Annotated in this window: 13 protein-coding genes; 7 read left to right on the top strand and 6 right to left on the bottom strand. The window is 67.0% G+C overall.

The window, feature by feature from the left end; all coding sequences use genetic code 11:
* Positions 1-2 precede the first annotated feature (2 nt).
* Positions 3-1,616, bottom strand: coding sequence for a sensor histidine kinase (locus V9K93_RS15510; RefSeq protein ID WP_337302839.1), 1,614 nt, complete (start codon positions 1,614-1,616; stop codon positions 3-5).
* A gap of 376 nt (positions 1,617-1,992) precedes the next feature.
* On the opposite strand from V9K93_RS15510, the gene sucC reads away from it, so the two are divergent.
* From sucC to V9K93_RS15495, 3 genes are all read left to right on the top strand, one after another.
* Entirely contained in the window at positions 1,993-3,162 is a 1,170-nt protein-coding gene (sucC, locus tag V9K93_RS15505) for an ADP-forming succinate--CoA ligase subunit beta (RefSeq protein ID WP_004154430.1), read from the top strand.
* Positions 3,163-3,182: 20 nt separating this feature from the next.
* A complete protein-coding gene (gene sucD / locus V9K93_RS15500; RefSeq protein WP_005410793.1) occupies positions 3,183-4,058 on the top strand; it encodes a succinate--CoA ligase subunit alpha in 876 nt (291 codons plus the stop codon).
* Between the two features lie 180 nt (positions 4,059-4,238).
* Positions 4,239-5,873 carry an NAD+ synthase gene (locus V9K93_RS15495; RefSeq protein ID WP_046985446.1) on the top strand — a complete coding sequence of 545 codons (1,635 nt, stop codon included), beginning with the start codon at positions 4,239-4,241 and terminating at the stop codon, positions 5,871-5,873.
* Between the two features lie 92 nt (positions 5,874-5,965).
* On the opposite strand, the gene V9K93_RS15490 is transcribed toward V9K93_RS15495, so the two are convergent.
* Positions 5,966-7,168 (bottom strand): alpha/beta hydrolase family protein, encoded by a 1,203-nt coding sequence (locus tag V9K93_RS15490; protein ID WP_337302838.1) that lies wholly within the window; start codon positions 7,166-7,168, stop codon positions 5,966-5,968.
* A gap of 210 nt (positions 7,169-7,378) precedes the next feature.
* Positions 7,379-8,266, bottom strand: coding sequence for an outer membrane protein assembly factor BamD (locus V9K93_RS15485; protein WP_046985444.1), 888 nt, complete (start codon positions 8,264-8,266; stop codon positions 7,379-7,381).
* 113 nt (positions 8,267-8,379) lie between these two features.
* On the opposite strand from V9K93_RS15485, the gene rluD reads away from it, so the two are divergent.
* The 4 genes from rluD to V9K93_RS15465 are packed head-to-tail and all read left to right on the top strand — an operon-like array spanning position 8,380 to position 11,078.
* Complete coding sequence (gene rluD, locus V9K93_RS15480; RefSeq protein WP_080103094.1) at positions 8,380-9,369, top strand: 23S rRNA pseudouridine(1911/1915/1917) synthase RluD; 990 nt, start codon at positions 8,380-8,382, stop codon at positions 9,367-9,369.
* Positions 9,369-10,139, top strand: coding sequence for a peptidoglycan editing factor PgeF (gene pgeF / locus V9K93_RS15475; protein ID WP_136639329.1), 771 nt, complete (start codon positions 9,369-9,371; stop codon positions 10,137-10,139). The genes rluD and pgeF overlap by 1 nt, the downstream gene beginning before the upstream one ends.
* Positions 10,140-10,141: 2 nt before the next feature.
* Entirely contained in the window at positions 10,142-10,666 is a 525-nt protein-coding gene (locus V9K93_RS15470; RefSeq protein WP_169050352.1) for a DUF4166 domain-containing protein, read from the top strand.
* Entirely contained in the window at positions 10,641-11,078 is a 438-nt protein-coding gene (locus V9K93_RS15465) for a thiol-disulfide oxidoreductase DCC family protein (protein WP_337302837.1), read from the top strand. The genes V9K93_RS15470 and V9K93_RS15465 overlap by 26 nt, the downstream gene beginning before the upstream one ends.
* Before the next feature lie 72 nt (positions 11,079-11,150).
* Here the strand turns inward: V9K93_RS15465 and otsA are convergent, their stop codons facing one another.
* From otsA to otsB, 3 genes are read right to left on the bottom strand one after another with little or no spacing between them, the layout of a single operon-like run.
* Positions 11,151-12,515 (bottom strand): alpha,alpha-trehalose-phosphate synthase (UDP-forming), encoded by a 1,365-nt coding sequence (gene otsA, locus V9K93_RS15460; protein WP_337302836.1) that lies wholly within the window; start codon positions 12,513-12,515, stop codon positions 11,151-11,153.
* Positions 12,512-14,293, bottom strand: a complete 1,782-nt coding sequence (locus V9K93_RS15455) for a glycoside hydrolase family 15 protein (protein WP_006386902.1) — start codon at positions 14,291-14,293, stop codon at positions 12,512-12,514. The genes otsA and V9K93_RS15455 overlap by 4 nt, the downstream gene beginning before the upstream one ends.
* Before the next feature lie 41 nt (positions 14,294-14,334).
* Positions 14,335-15,093: a trehalose-phosphatase gene (gene otsB / locus V9K93_RS15450; RefSeq protein ID WP_065723853.1), complete on the bottom strand. Its 759-nt coding sequence runs from the start codon at positions 15,091-15,093 to the stop codon at positions 14,335-14,337.

The raw sequence follows: 15,093 nt of genomic DNA, 5'->3' as shown, positions 1-15,093 counted from the left end.
AATCAGGTGGGCAACAGCGTGTGCGGGCCGGGCAACACCAGACGGAAGCAGGAGCCGCCCGCCGGCACCGGAATGTAGTCGAGCCGTGCCTGGTTGGCCCGGCACAGTTCGCGGGCGATATACAGGCCCAGGCCGGTGCCATGCTCGGAGGTGGTGAAGAACGGCCGGAACAGCTGCGCGGCAACGCTCTCTGGAATACCCGGACCACGGTCCATCACGTCGATCACCGCGCTGCGCTCGTGCTGCGCCACGCGCAGCCGTACGCGTGCGGGTTGCTGGCCGATGCGGCCGTACTTCAGTGCGTTGTGCACCAGCACGGTCAGCACCTGGTAGAGATGCTTCGCATCGACCTGGGCCATCACCGAACTGTCGTTGATGATCGGCTCGATGCTGTCGGTCTCCAGCGTCTGCCCCTGTTTGTACTCCAGCACGAAGCGGCGCACGAACGCGGCCAGGTCTACGTTCTCGGGGGTGGCGCGCTCGCGCCGGGCCAGGCCCAGCACGCTCTCGACAATGCCGTTGGTGCGTTGGCACTGCTGGCGGATGATCTGCAGCAGGCGGCGGTCGCTTTCGTTGAAGCCGGTGCCTTCCTCCAGCAGCTGTACGGCGTAGTTGATCGCCGCCAGCGGATTGCGGATCTCGTGCGCCAGGCTGGCCGAGAAGCGCCCCATCGCCGACAGGGTGAGTGATTCGGCGCGGCGCGAGACCACGCTGGAGTCGTCCAGGAACACCAGTGCCAGTTCGCTGCCGGCCAGCAGGCGGGCAAAGCGCGGCTGTACCTCGGGCTGGTCGGAGTTGAGCTGCAGCGGCAGCTCGTCCTGCGCCCAGCCGTTGCGCCAGCGCTGCAGGCGGCGGGCCAGTTCCGGCGCGGCGCTGGTCAGGTCCAGGCGCCCACTTTCGCCGTTGCCATCGCTGTCGCCCAGCAGCATCGAGGCGGCTTCGTTGGCCAGGGTGATGCGACTGTCGGCATCCACCACCAGCACGCCGGTACGCATGCGGCGGATGATCAGTTCGTTGATCTGGAACAGGTTGGCCACTTCATCGCCGCGCTGGTTGGCCAGTTGCTGGTTGCGGCGCGCGCGGTTGCCCACCTGGAAGCTGATGAAGGCCAGCGCCAGGTAGCTGGTAGCGAACATCGCCAGCTCGGCGAGGGTGCGTGTGGGGTCGCCCCCTTCCAGTAGTTTCCAGCTGTATTCCGCGCCCGTGGCCAGGCTGGCGGCGATCGCCAGGCCCAGGCCCCAGCTCAGTGGCAGCAGGGTGGCAGCGGCGGCGATGTTGAATAGCAGCGACATCGAAATGCCGGCGCTGGCACCGGGCAGTGCATGTGAGAGCAAGGTGGCGGCGATGATGTCGACCAGCACGCTGCTGACCACGATCGGGCGCAGCCAGCGCTCGTTGCGGCCGATCACCAGGGCCAGCAGCGACAGCAGCAGATAGATCGCCGCGACGGTATCGGCCAGGCGCGGGTGATGCGCTTCGCCGACCATGGCCGACAACGGGCTGTACAGCAGGCCGGCGATGACCGCGGCGATCAGCACCCGGTACAGCGCGAAGAAATACAGCTCACGCCGCGGAATCGATTCGATGCGGTCGATCAATGAAGCACTGGGTGACACGCCGGAACTCCCCTTCTGGCTGCCTGGGTCTGGAATCTGCGGCGGGCCTGCCTGGCATCCCCTGAAGCCGGCCGGTACGTCGCGTCGATGTGGCGTCGAGTCTGCTCGATTCGACCAGTATAGGGCCCCCGGGCGGGCGCCGTCGGCGCGGCCCGGATCGCGCATTTGGCCCGCTGTGGATACCGGTGGCCAGCGTCGGCCGGGGCGCAACTGCCTGAATGATGGTGGAAATCTGGCCGGGTCTGGCGTTTTATACAGACTTCTTTGCGCCCCGGCGCTGGCTCGGCCACAATAGTGGGCCCGCCGCGGTCCATGCCGGCGCCCCGCCGGGGCCCTGAGGAATTGCGTGCGGTCGTTCCTATTCCCACGGTGACGCATGAATTTCCACGAATACCAGTCAAAACAACTGCTTGCCGAGTACGGCATCCCGGTCCCGGCCGGCAAGGTCGCTGCGACCCCGGACGAAGCTGTTGCCGCTGCCAACTCCCTGGGCCAGGGCCCCTGGATGGTCAAGGCGCAGATCCACGCTGGCGGCCGCGGCAAGGCTGGCGGCGTCAAGTTCTGCAAGACCACCGACGACGTGAAGGCCGCTGCGGCCAAGATGCTCGGCACCAAGATGGCCACCTACCAGACCGCTGGCGTTGAACTGCCGGTCAACCTGGTGCTGGTGACCACCGCCGGCGAGATCGTCAAGGAACTGTACCTGTCGGTGCTGGTTGACCGTGGCACCAAGACCATCACCTACATCGCTTCTTCGGAAGGCGGCGTGGAGATCGAGCAGGTCGCTGCTGAAACCCCGGAGCTGATCCACTCGCTGAACGTCGATTTCGTCGAAGGCGTGCAGGGTTACCACGGCCGTGATTTCGGCTTCAAGCTGGGCCTGACCGCCAAGCAGGCCGGCCAGTTCGCCAGCATCATGGTGAACCTGTACCGCCTGTTCAACGAAAAGGACCTGGCGCTGGTTGAAATCAACCCGCTGGCCATCCTGGACGACGGCAACCTGTACGCGCTGGACGGCAAGTTCGACAGCGACGACAACGCCGCGTTCCGCCAGAAGGCCCTGGTCGCCATGCGCGACAAGACCCAGGAAGATCCGACCGAAGTGATCGCTTCGGAGCTGGACATCAACTACGTCACCATGGACGGCAACATCGGCTGCATGGTCAACGGCGCAGGCCTGGCCATGGCCACCATGGACGTCATCAAGCTCAACGGCGGCGAGCCGGCGAACTTCCTGGACGTGGGCGGCGGTGCCAACAAGCAGCGCGTCATCGAAGCCTTCAAGCTGATCCTGTCCTCGGACAAGGTCGAAGGCATTTTCGTCAACATCTTCGGCGGCATCGTCCGCTGCGACATGATTGCCGAAGGCATCATCGCCGCCGTGAAGGAAGTGGGCGTCAAGGTTCCGGTCGTGGTGCGCCTGGAAGGCACCAACGTGGAAGAAGGCAAGCAGCTGCTGCGTGACAGCGGCATGGCCATCATCCCGGCTGACAACATCAACGATGGCGCCAAGAAGATCGTTGAAGCTGTCAAGAACGCTGCCTGATCCGACACCAAGGAATTCCCATGTCTGTTTTGATTAACAAGAACACCAAGGTGATCGTGCAGGGCTTCACCGGCCAGCAGGGCACCTTCCACGCCACTCAGATGATCGAGTACGGCACCCAGGTTGTTGGCGGCGTGACCCCGGGCAAGGGTGGCACCACCCATATCGACCTGCCGGTCTTCAACACCGTTGCCGACGCCGTGCAGAGCACCGGCGCCAACGCTTCGGTCATCTACGTGCCGCCGCCGTACGCGGCCGACGCGATCCTGGAAGCCGCTGCTGCCGGCATCAAGGTCATCGTCTGCATCACCGAAGGCATCCCGGTGCTGGACATGCTGCGCGTCAAGAACGTGCTGACCCGTTCGCATCCGGACACCGTGCTGATCGGGCCGAACTGCCCGGGCGTCATCACCCCGGGTGAGTGCAAGATCGGCATCATGCCGGGCCACATCCACCAGCCGGGCAAGATCGGCATCGTGTCGCGTTCGGGCACCCTGACCTATGAAGCGGTCAAGCAGACCACCGAAGTCGGCCTGGGCCAGTCCACCTGCATCGGCATCGGTGGTGACCCGATCAACGGCCTGAACTTCGTCGACTGCCTGAAGCTGTTCAACGAAGACCCGCAGACCGAAGGCATCATCATGGTCGGCGAAATCGGCGGCGACGCTGAAGAAGCCGGCGCCGAGTACATCAAGAACCACGTGAAGAAGCCGGTCGTCGGTTTCATCGCCGGTGCGTCGGCTCCGGCCGGCAAGCGCATGGGCCACGCCGGTGCGATCGCCTCGGGCGGCAAGGGCACTGCAGAAGGCAAGTTCGCTGCCATGGAAGCTGCTGGCGTCGTCACCGTGCGTTCGCCGGGCGACCTGGGCGCTGCCATCGCCAAGCTGGTGAAATAAGATCGACTGCCTCCGGCAGACGATTCTGTAGAGCCGGCCGCTGGCCGGCTGCTTGAAACAGAAAGGCCGCCTCCGGGCGGCCTTTCTGCGTCTGGTGTGGGGTCAGATCCATTTTGCTGCGCAAAAGGGATCTGACCCCGGCGTTACAATGGCCGCATTGCAACCACAGGCTGGATTCCCATGGCTTCGATCCGCATCGCGATGGCGCAGTTCGACTTCCCGGTCGGCGATGTCGCCGGCAACACCGAGCGCATCATCGAGATGATCGGCCAGGCGCGCGACGAGTACGGCGCCGAGCTGGTGATGTTCCCCGAGCTGGCCGTGAGCGGTTATCCGCCGGAGGACCTGCTGCTGCGCCCCGGTTTCCTGTACGAATGCGAGCAGGCGATGACCCGCATCGCAACCGCCTGCCGTGGCATCACCGCCGTGGTCGGCTGGCCGCAGGCAGCAGGTGCGGTGGTCTACAACGCCGCCAGCGTGCTGCGCGATGGTCTGGTCGAGCAGACCTACCGCAAGCGCGAACTGCCCAACTACGCGGTGTTCGACGAGCGTCGCTACTTCGATGTCGATCCGGATGGCGGCAGCTGCGTGTTTGAGGTCAACGGCATTCCGGTGGGCCTGCTGATCTGCGAAGACCTGTGGTTCGCCGAGCCGCTGGCCGACACCGTGCGCGAAGGTGCGCAGCTGGTGGTGGTGCCCAATGCTTCGCCGTACGAGCGCGGCAAGCACGCCCAGCGCGATGCCGTGCTGGCCGCGCGAACCCGCGAGAGCGGGGCGGCGATCGCCTATCTCAATGTGGTCGGTGGCCAGGACGCGCTGGTATTCGATGGTGCTTCGGTGGTGGCCGACGGCGACGGTACCGTGCATCCGGCCGCGGCGGCCTTCGTCGATCAGTGGCTGGTGGTGGAGTACGACGGTGAAACCCGTCGCTTCATGCCGCACGTGTGGATGGACGATGGCGATGAGAGCATGGACGCGCTGGCCTGGCGTGCTGTGACCCGTGGCATCCAGGACTACTGCCGCAAGAACGGCTTCAGGAAAGTGTGGCTGGGCCTGTCCGGTGGCATTGACTCGGCGCTGGTGCTGGCGATGGCCGTGGATGCAATGGGTGCCGAAAACGTCACCGCAGTGCGACTGCCGTCGCGCTACACCGCTGGCCTGTCCAATGATCTGGCCGCCGAACAGTGCCAGGCGCTGGGCGTGAAGCTGGAAGCGGTGTCGATCGAGCCAGCATTCAAGGGCCTGATGGAATCGCTGGCGCCGATGTTCGAAGGCACCACCCCGGACGTGACCGAGGAGAACCTGCAGTCGCGCAGCCGTGGCGTGATCCTGATGGCGCTGGCCAACAAGTTCGGCGGCCTGCTGCTGACCACCGGCAACAAGAGCGAGTACGCGGTGGGTTACGCCACGATCTACGGCGACATGTGTGGTGGCTACGCGCCGCTGAAGGACCTGTACAAGACCGAAGTGTTCGGTCTGTCGAAGTGGCGCAACACCGTGGGCGGTGCGCCGGTGATCCCGCCGGCGGTGATCAGCCGCCCGCCTTCGGCCGAACTGCGCGAGAACCAGCTGGACCAGGATTCGCTGCCGGCCTATGACGTGCTGGACGGCATCCTGTACCGCTACATCGACCAGGAGCAGTCGCGCACGGAGATCGTTGCGGCCGGTTACGACGCGGCCGTGGTCGACCGCGTGCTGCGCCTGGTGCGCATCAGTGAGTGGAAGCGGCACCAGGCCGCGCCGGGGCCGAAGGTCTCGCGGCGTGCGTTCGGCCGTGAGCGCCGCTACCCGATCAGCAACGGCTACAAGGGCTGAGCGCAGGTCGCCGGGCAGGGCCAGGCGCTACCAGGTAGTGCCGGCCGCTGGCCGGCAATCCCGTAGACCACGTATCCACGCATGGCGTGAATCTACCGGGCCTGGTCGAGCAGCTGTTCGAAGCCGGCGGTTTCGGTGGCTTCGTCGAACGGGCTGTCCCCCAGCCGCGCACGCACGAACGCCAGGCCATCCGCAGCCGCCGCATCCAGCGTGCCGCGGTGGTCGACCGGATAGCGCCGGAATGCCACGGGCTCTCCACGCAGGACCAGCCCCGCGGCATACAGCAGGGTGGTCATGTACGGCACGTCGCGGTCCTCGCTGCCATGGCCCAGCATCAGCGGCTGGCTGAAACCGCGGCGCGGCACGCCCAGGTAGTCGTGCAGCAAGGTCCAGATACCCGCCACGTCGGTCAGCGGTGAGATGAACATCGCGCCGGTATCGGCGCCTTCCAGCGTGGAGGCCAGTTCGCCCAGGCATTGCCCGCGCGCCAGCGCGACCCGTGCACGCCCCTCATCGCTGAGCACGCGGTCGATCTGCGGGGCGACCTGCAGCAGGCCATCCAGCAGATAGGCGTGATAGGCGTTGAGCGCGCCGGGATTGGCGGTGCGGTTGTCCGGTTTCATCACCAGCGCGGTCAGTTCGACGGCGGTGGGCGTGCCGGTGGTGAAGCTGCCGCGGTACCGCAGTGATGGTCCGCCGTAAGCATCCGCGATGTGGCCGGCAGTAAGCGCGGCGGCACCGCCCTGCGAATGGCCAACCGAGACCCAGCGCGGCGACAGTGTGGTGCGGCCGAGGTACTGATGGCTGGCCTTGACCAGATCGATGGCGTTGCGTGCGGCGGTGCGCACGTGCAGGTAGGCGTGGTCACCGGGGCTGCCGAGGCCCTGGTAGTCGGCGGCGACGACGGCATAGCCCTGTGCCAGGAACAGGTCGAGGAAACGCCCGTCGCGTTCAGGCTGGTAGGGGCCGGACACGGAGGGGGCGCAGCGATCGGCGATGCCCTGGGTGCCGTGTGCCCACGACACCACCGGCCAGCCACCGACCGGAGCCGCGCCGGCCGGCAGGTACAGCAGGCCGGTGCCTTCGGCCAACTGGCCACGGTGGTCTGGGGTGCGGTAGTGCAGCTTGTAGGCCTGGGCGGCCGCAGACGGCACCCAGCTGGCGCGATAGGGCGCGGCGGAGAGCAGGTCGCCGGGGGCGGCCGGGGTGGCGCCCAGCGGGCCGGAGGCCAGCGCCAGCACGGCCGAAGCGATCAGGGTGGTCAGGTGCCGCAAACGGCGGGGCGGTGGTGTCATGGGGCGCTCCTTGCCGGCCAGGATGGCCGTTGCGCCGCAGTGTGGAGGGCCTTGCCCGCGCCGATTGGGACCGGCGTCGCATCCACCGGGGATTCGGAGAATTCCTAGGCGGCACCCGGGAAGCCGTCGCGCGTGGAGCGTCCTGCTGAGAGCAGTCGAGCACGGCTCGACTCTACAGAAAGAAGAAAGGCCCCTCGCGGGGCCTTTTTCTTACTTCTTTTCCAGTCGCGCGTTGCGCTGGCCGGTGCTGGCGGACTTCTCGCCGGCGAACGGGTTCAGCTTGCGGACCATCCACGGGTACTTCGGCCACTTGCCTTCCAGCCACGGGTGGTCCGGCTGGTTCAGCTGCAGGACGCGGCGGGCGTCGTCGGCCAGGGTCTTGTTGCCCAGGTGGGTGTAGGAATCGGCCAGGACGGCGACGGCGTCGTACTGGAAGGCGCTCTGCGGGTAGGTTTCCAGCAGGTAGTTGGCGCGGCCCGCGGCCGAGACCCATGCGCCGCGGCGCATGTAGTACAGGGCGTTGTCCAGCTCGTGCTGGGCGAACACGTCACGCAGCTCCAGCATGCGCTGGCGCGCATCAGCGGCGTAGCGGCTGTTCGGGTAGCGGTCTACCACGATGTTGAAGTCCGAGTACGCCTGGTGCGGCGTGGACAGGTCGCGGCGGCTTGCATCCAGAGACCATACGCGGCGAAGGAAAACCGTACTGCGGTTGGAGTTGGCCAGGCCGCGCAGGTAGTACAGGTAGGCGATGTTGCGGTGGGTCGGGTAGGTACGGATGAAGCGGTCGATGCTGGACACCGCGTCATCGTGCTTGCCGGCCTTGTACTGGGCATAGGCGGTTTCGATCATCGCCTGTTCGGTGTACGGGCCGTACGGATACTGGGCCACCAGGCGGCGGAAGCTGCCTTCGGCGCCGCTCCAGTTGCCACCCTGCATCAGCTTGTGGCTCTTCTCGTACAACTGTTCGACCGGCGTCCCTTCATCGGGGCGATCACCCTTCTTGGCACCACGATGGCAACCGGTGGCGGCGATGACCAGCACCAGCAACAGGGCGGTGAGGCGGACGGGCGCAGAGAGCATGACGGAGCGTCGGATCATGAGGTCGAGGCGGGACGCGGCTGGAATACGAAGGGTCGATGATAGCCTAGTGTCCTGTCCAGCGACTGAAACCGGCCGCCGGGACCCCAAAATTTCAAAGAATGCCCCCTGCCATGTCTGAACAACCCTCTGAATCGGCCCGCCAGGCCATCGTCCCCGACACCTCTGCCGGCCGCCGTTTCGACGCGGTCGTGGCCGAATTGTTCCCCGAATACTCGCGTTCGCGCCTGACCGAGTGGATCAAGACCGGCGATGTCCTGCTGGACGGCGCCCAGGCCCGCCCGCGCGATCCGCTGCGCGGCGGCGAGGTGGTCACCCTCACCGTGGTGCTTGAAACCCAGACCGACGCCCAGCCGGAGGACATCCCGCTGGACGTGCTGTTCGAGGACGAGTACCTGCTGGTGATCAACAAGCCGGTCGGCCTGGTGGTACACCCCGGCGCCGGCAACCACAGCGGCACCCTGGTCAACGCTCTGCTGTTCCGCGACCCGTCGGTTGCGGTGCTGCCGCGCGCGGGCATCGTGCATCGCCTGGACAAGGACACCAGCGGCGTAATGGTGGTGGCCAAGACCCTGGAGGCGCAGACCGCGCTGGTCGAGCAGCTGGCCGCACGCGACGTGCACCGCCAGTACCTGGCCATCGTGATGGGCGCGCTGGTGGCCGGCGGCACTGCCGATGCGCCGATCGACCGCCACCCGCGCGACCGCCTGAAGATGGGCGTGCGCGAGGATGGCAAGGAAGCGGTGACCCATTACCGCCTGCGCGAGCGTTTCCGTGCACATACCGCCCTGGAATGCCGCCTGGAAACCGGCCGTACCCACCAGATCCGCGTGCACATGGCACATATCCGCCATCCGATCGTGGGCGATCCGCTGTACGGCGGCGCGCTGAAGCTGCCCAAGGGCGCCAGCGACGAGCTGGTGGCCGCGCTGCGCGGCTTCAAGCGCCAGGCGCTGCATGCCGAGACGCTGGAGTTCGTGCACCCGATCACCGGTGAGACGGTGCGCAACACTGCGCCGGTGCCGGCCGACATGCTGCACCTGCTGAAGGTGCTGCGCGAAGACAGCGACGCCTTCGCCGCACGCGAGCGGGACCGCTGGTGATGGCTGCCGCGCTGCCATTGCTGCAGGCGGACTGGCCGGCGCCTGCGGGCGTCCACGCGCTGACCACGCGGCGGCATGGTGCCGGCATCTCGCCGGCGCCGTTCGCGCAGTTCAACCTGGGCAACCGGCACGCGGCCGATGGTGACACCCCGGCCAACGTCGAGCACAACCGCCAGCTGCTGCAGCAGGGGTTGGCGCTGCCGTCGGCGCCGCATTGGCTGCGCCAGGTGCACAGCAGCACCGTACTGCGCTTCAACGCGCCGCCAGTGGCCGGTGCCAGCGAACCGGTCGCCGACGCCGCGGTGACCTCGGTGCCGGGCGTGGTGCTGGCGATCCTGACTGCTGACTGCCTGCCGGTGGTGTTCGCCGCCGTCGATGGCAGCGAGGTGGGCGCCGCCCATGCCGGTTGGCGTGGCCTGGCCGACGGCATGCTGGAGGCCACCGTGGCCGCCATGCAGACGCCACCGGCGCAGCTGCGCGCCTGGCTGGGCCCGGCGGCCGGACCGGCCGATTACGAGATCGGCGAGGAGGTCTATCACGCCTTCGTCGGCCACGATCCGGCCGCCGAGGCTGCATTCATGGCAACCCGTGCTGGCCACTGGAAGGTGGACCTGTTCGCCCTGGCCCGGCAGCGCCTGCAGGCGGCGGGGATGGACCCGGCGCAGATTCACGGCGGTACGGTGTCGACCATGGCCGATCCGGACCTGTATTCGCACCGGCGCGATCGTCGTACCGGACGCATGGCAACCCTGGCCTGGATCGCGCCCTGAGCGTGCCGCTGTTCGCGCGCGTGCTGGGGCCGGCCTTCGCCACCCTGGTCGCACCGGTGCAGGCACTGCATGCCGCGCCGCTGCCCTGCCGCTACGTGGGCCAGGCGCGGATCGAGCGCGGCCGGCACTGGCTGGTGCCGCTGCTGGCCGCGCTGGCGCGGTTGCCAAGGGATGGCGAGGCGCTGCCGACCGAGGTGGCGTTCAGCGCACACGGGCAGGGTGAACGCTGGGCACGACGCTTCGGCCGCTGGCCGATGGTATCGAGGCTGTGGGCGCACGAAGGGTATCTGCACGAGCAGTTGGGTGCGGTGCGTTTTGAGTTCGACCTGCAGGCCCGCGACGGTGGCATCGACTGGTCGGTGCGGCGGGTCTGGGCATTTGGCCTGCTGCCGCTGCCGACGCGCTGGTTTGGTGGCGTACGTTGCCGCGAGGCCTGGGACGACCAGCGCTACACTTTCCTGGTCGATGTGACCTTGCCCTGGGCAGGAGCCCTGATCCGCTATGAAGGCTGGCTCGAACCGCAGTGAAGCCGCCACCGACGCGGGCGGCGCGGTGATCGTGTTCGATGGTGTCTGCGCACTGTGCAACCGCTGGGTGCGCTTCCTGCTGCGCTTTGATCGCAAGGGACGCTATCGCTTCGCGGCAATGCAGGGTGCGCAGGGCAGCGCCCTGCTGCGCGCGCACGGGCTGGATCCGCAGGACCCGATGTCGTTCCTGTTGCTGGACGAACAGGGCGCCTGGACCGATACCGATGCGATCCTGCGCGTGCTGGCAGGACTCGGTGGTGGCTGGCGCCTCACTGGTGCGTTGCGCGTGCTGCCGCGCAGCTGGCGCGACGCGGCGTACCGCGTGCTCGCCCGCAACCGCTATCGCTGGTTCGGGCGGCATGACGGCTGCTATCTGCCGGCACCGGAGCAGGCCGCACGGTTCCTGGATTGAAGAAAAAAGGGGACGGAGGGGATTAAGTCGTTTGTGCACAAACGACTTAATCCCCTCCGTCCCCTTTTTCCCTCAGCCCTCCAGCGCGTCGAGGTAGCTGCGTCGCCAGTGGTTGATGTCGTAGGTGCGCAGGTGCTCCATCATCGCGTGCCAGCGCTCCTTGCGCCGGTGCAGTGACATCGTCGCCGCGGTGGCGATGGCATCGGCGACGCCGTCCAGGTCATGCGGGTTCACCAGCAACGCCTGCTTGAGTTCGTCGGCGGCCCCGGCCAGCAGCGACAGCACCAGTACGCCGGGATCTTCCGGATCCTGCGAGGCCACGTACTCCTTGGCCACCAGGTTCATGCCATCGCGCAGCGGGGTGACCAGGCCCACTGCGGCAGCGCGGTAGAGGCCGGTCAGGGTGGCATGGGTGAAGTTCTGGTTGACGTAGCGCAGCGGGGTCCAGTCGGGTGCGGCGTGGCCGCCATTGATGTGCCCGGCGATCTGTTCCAGCTGGCTGCGCAGCTGGCGGTACTCGGTGACATCGCCGCGCGAGACCGGGGCGATCTGCAGGTAGGTCAGCGAGCCGTGCTGGTCCGGATGCCGTTCCAGGTAACGCTCGAAGCCGAGGAAGCGCTCGGGCAGGCCCTTGGAATAGTCCAGGCGGTCCACGCCGATCGCCAGCTGGCGGTCGCGCAGGCTGGCGCGCAGGTTCTTCACCGCGGCCTTGGTGGCAGCGGTACCGGCCTGGCGGGCGATCAGTTCGGTATCGATGCCGATCGGGAAGGCGGCCGCACGGAAGCGGCGGCCGCCCGGCGCTTCCAGTTCACCGTTCTCGAGCACCTTGCCACCGCCGAACAGGCGCAGGTAGGTCTGGAAACGGTCGGCGTCGCGCTGGGTCTGGAAGCCGACCAGGTCGTAGGCATACAGCGCCGAGAACAACCGCAGATGGTCGGGCATCGCCTGCAGCAGGTCGGCCGACGGCATCGGGATGTGCAGGAAGAAACCGATGCGGCAGCCGATGCCCCGTTCGCGCAGCATCGCGCCCAGTGGAATCAGGTGGTAGTCGTGGATCCAGACGATGTCGTCCTCGCGCAGCAACGGCGCGAGCTTGTCGGCGAACAGCGCGTTGACCTTGTGGTAGGTCTCGCGGGTGCCGCGATCGTAATCGACCAGGTCCAGGCGGAAATGCAGCAGTGGCCACAACGTGCGGTTGGCGAAGCCGTTGTAGTAGCCATCGACCTCGCGCTTGCTCAGGTCCAGGGTGACGAACTCGATGTCGCCATCCTTCTGCGTGTGCAGCGTGCCACTGCCATCGCGCACGCTCTTGCCGCTCCAGCCGAACCACAGGCCGCCGCGTTCCTTCAGTGCGGCCAGCAGGCCGACCGCGAGGCCGCCGGCGCGGTTTTCACCCGGCACGGCCACACGGTTTGAAACCACGACAAGACGACTCACGATGCCTCCTGCCACGACCGCGACAGGCGCATCGCGGCGGTGATCAGGCCGACGTGCGAATAGGTCTGCGGGAAATTGCCCCAGGCCTCGCCGCTGTCGAAGGCCAGATCCTCCGACAGCAGGCCCAGGTGGTTGCGCTGCTTCAACAGCAGCTCGAACATCTCGCGCGCTTCTTCCATGCGACCAATCGCGGCCAGCGCATCGATGTACCAGAACGTGCAGATGGTGAAGCTGGTTTCCGGTTCACCGAAGTCATCCGGGGCGACATAGCGGTACAGCGAGTTGCCATGCTTGAGGTCACGGCCGATGGCCTCGACGGTGGCGACGAAGCGGGCGTCCATTGCGTCGATGAAGCCGATGTCGGCCAGCAGCAGCAACGAGGCATCCAGGCGATGACCACCGAAAGTATCGGTGAAGTGGCCCCGTTCTTCGCTCCAGGCTTCGGCCATGATACGGGCGTGGATGGTGTCGGCGCGCTCGCGCCAGTAGCGTGCGCGGTCATCACGCTTCAGGCGCACGGCGATCTTGCACAGGCGGTCGCAGGCTGCCCAGCACATTGCGCTGGTATAGGTGTGCACTTCGGTGCGGCCGCGGAACTCCCACAGGCCGGCATCGGGCACGTCATGCAGGGCGAAGGCCTGTTCGCCGAGGGGTTCCAGCCGCGCGAAGGTGTGCGCATCGCCAGGATCCTGCAGGCGACGATCGAAGAACAGCTGCGTGGAGGCGAGTACCACGCTGCCATAGACATCATGCTGGCGCTGCACCCAGGCCAGGTTGCCGCGGCGCACCGGGCCCATGCCGCGGTAACCGGACAGGCTGGGTACTTCGTCCTCGTCCAGCTTGGCTTCGAAGCCGATGCCATACAGCGGCTGCAGCGTGCCATCGTTGCTGGCCAGGTTGAAGATGTAGCCGAGGAACTGTTCCATCGTGCGCGTCGCGCCGAGGCGGTTCAGCGCACGCACCACGAACGCGGCATCGCGCAGCCAGCAGTAACGGTAGTCCCAGTTGCGCACGCTGCCGGGCGCTTCGGGAATGGAGGTGGTCATCGCCGCGATGATCGCGCCGCTGTCCTCGTACTGGCACAGCTTGAGGGTGATCGCACTGCGGATCACTGCGTCCTGCCATTCCAGCGGAATGGACAGGTAGCGCACCCATTCGCGCCAGTAGTCGCGGGTGCGCTGGAAGGCGTCCTGCACGTAGCCGCTGATCGAGCGGTCGAGCGATTCGTCCACGCCCAGAATCAGGTGGACCGGATGGTTGAGCACGAAGGGGAGGCCATCGCGCACCAGCCGCACCGGCACATCGGTGGTCAGCCGCAGTACGTGCTCAGGCAGGATCCAGCGCACGTGGTTGCTGCCCCAGGTGGACTCGGGCACGCGTGCGCCCCAGTCGGCCAGCGGCCGCGCGCGTACAGTGATGCGCGGGCTGCCCGCCAGTGGACGCACCTGGCGGATCAGGCTCACCGGGCGGTAGAAGCGATCGTTCTGGCGCCAGCGCGGGGCGAAGTCGAGAATTTCCAGCGAGCCGCCGTGGCTGTCGTGCAGCACGGTGCGGAGTATCGCGGTGTTGGTCAGATACTCTTGCTCGCTGCTGCTGAAATCCTCCAGCTCGATGGCGAAGTCGCCGCCGGTCTGCTGGTTGGGGCCGAGCAGGGCACAGAAGGTGGGGTCGCCGTCGAAGGTGGGCAGGCAGCTCCAGACTACGCGGGCATGTTTGTCGACCAGGGCGCCGAAGCTGCCGTTGCCGACCACGCCCAGATCAAGATCGGGTTGGGTCATCACGTGCTACATCTCGGTTGCGGCCGTGGGGGGTGGCCGGGTCAATAGGCATTCTCACGCAGCCAGGCGTGCACGCTGCGTATGTCGGGCAGTGCGAACACCGCCGCGCTGGGTTCGCGTTCACCCACCAGCACACTCCAGCCGTGCTGGCCGTTGGCGGCGTCAAAGCCGAACTCATCGGTGAGGTCGTCACCCATGAACACGGGCAGGCGGCCACGGAACGGCAGGTACTGCATCATCCGCCGCACCGCGCGACCCTTGTCGGAGCCGACCGGCACGAATTCCACCACATGATCGCCGGGCTGCAGGCGATGGCTGCTGCGACCGCGCAGGTGGCGGTCGGCAAAGGCGCGCACATCGGCTGCTGCGTTCGGTGCGCCGCGCCAGTGCAGGGCCAGGCCGACGCCCTTGTCTTCCACCAGCACGCCAGGATGTCCATGCGCGAAACGCATCGCCTGCTGGTGCAGCGCGTGCAGCCAGTCGGCGGTGTCGTCATCATGTGCGTCGCGCAGCACGCGACCATCCTCGCCACGCAGTTCGTGGCCATGCAGGCCGGCGGCGGGAAGCTGCAGGGGAGCGAACAACTGGTCCAGTTGCTCGAGCGGGCGACCACTGACCAGTGCCACGGCACCTTCCAGGCGGTCGCTGATGCGGCCGATGGCTTCGCGCACGTCGGGCAGCAACTGCACGGCATCCGGGCGTGCAGCGAATTCGATCAGGGTGCCATCAACATCGAGGAACAACGCGCAGGCATCGTCCAGCAATGGAGGTGGCGGACGCAGGGGGAGCGGTTCAGCCAT

Source organism: Stenotrophomonas sp. CCNWLW162 (assembly GCF_037203745.1).
GTDB lineage: Bacteria > Pseudomonadota > Gammaproteobacteria > Xanthomonadales > Xanthomonadaceae > Stenotrophomonas > Stenotrophomonas maltophilia_AQ.
This window is presented reverse-complemented; position numbering and strand designations above follow the sequence as displayed.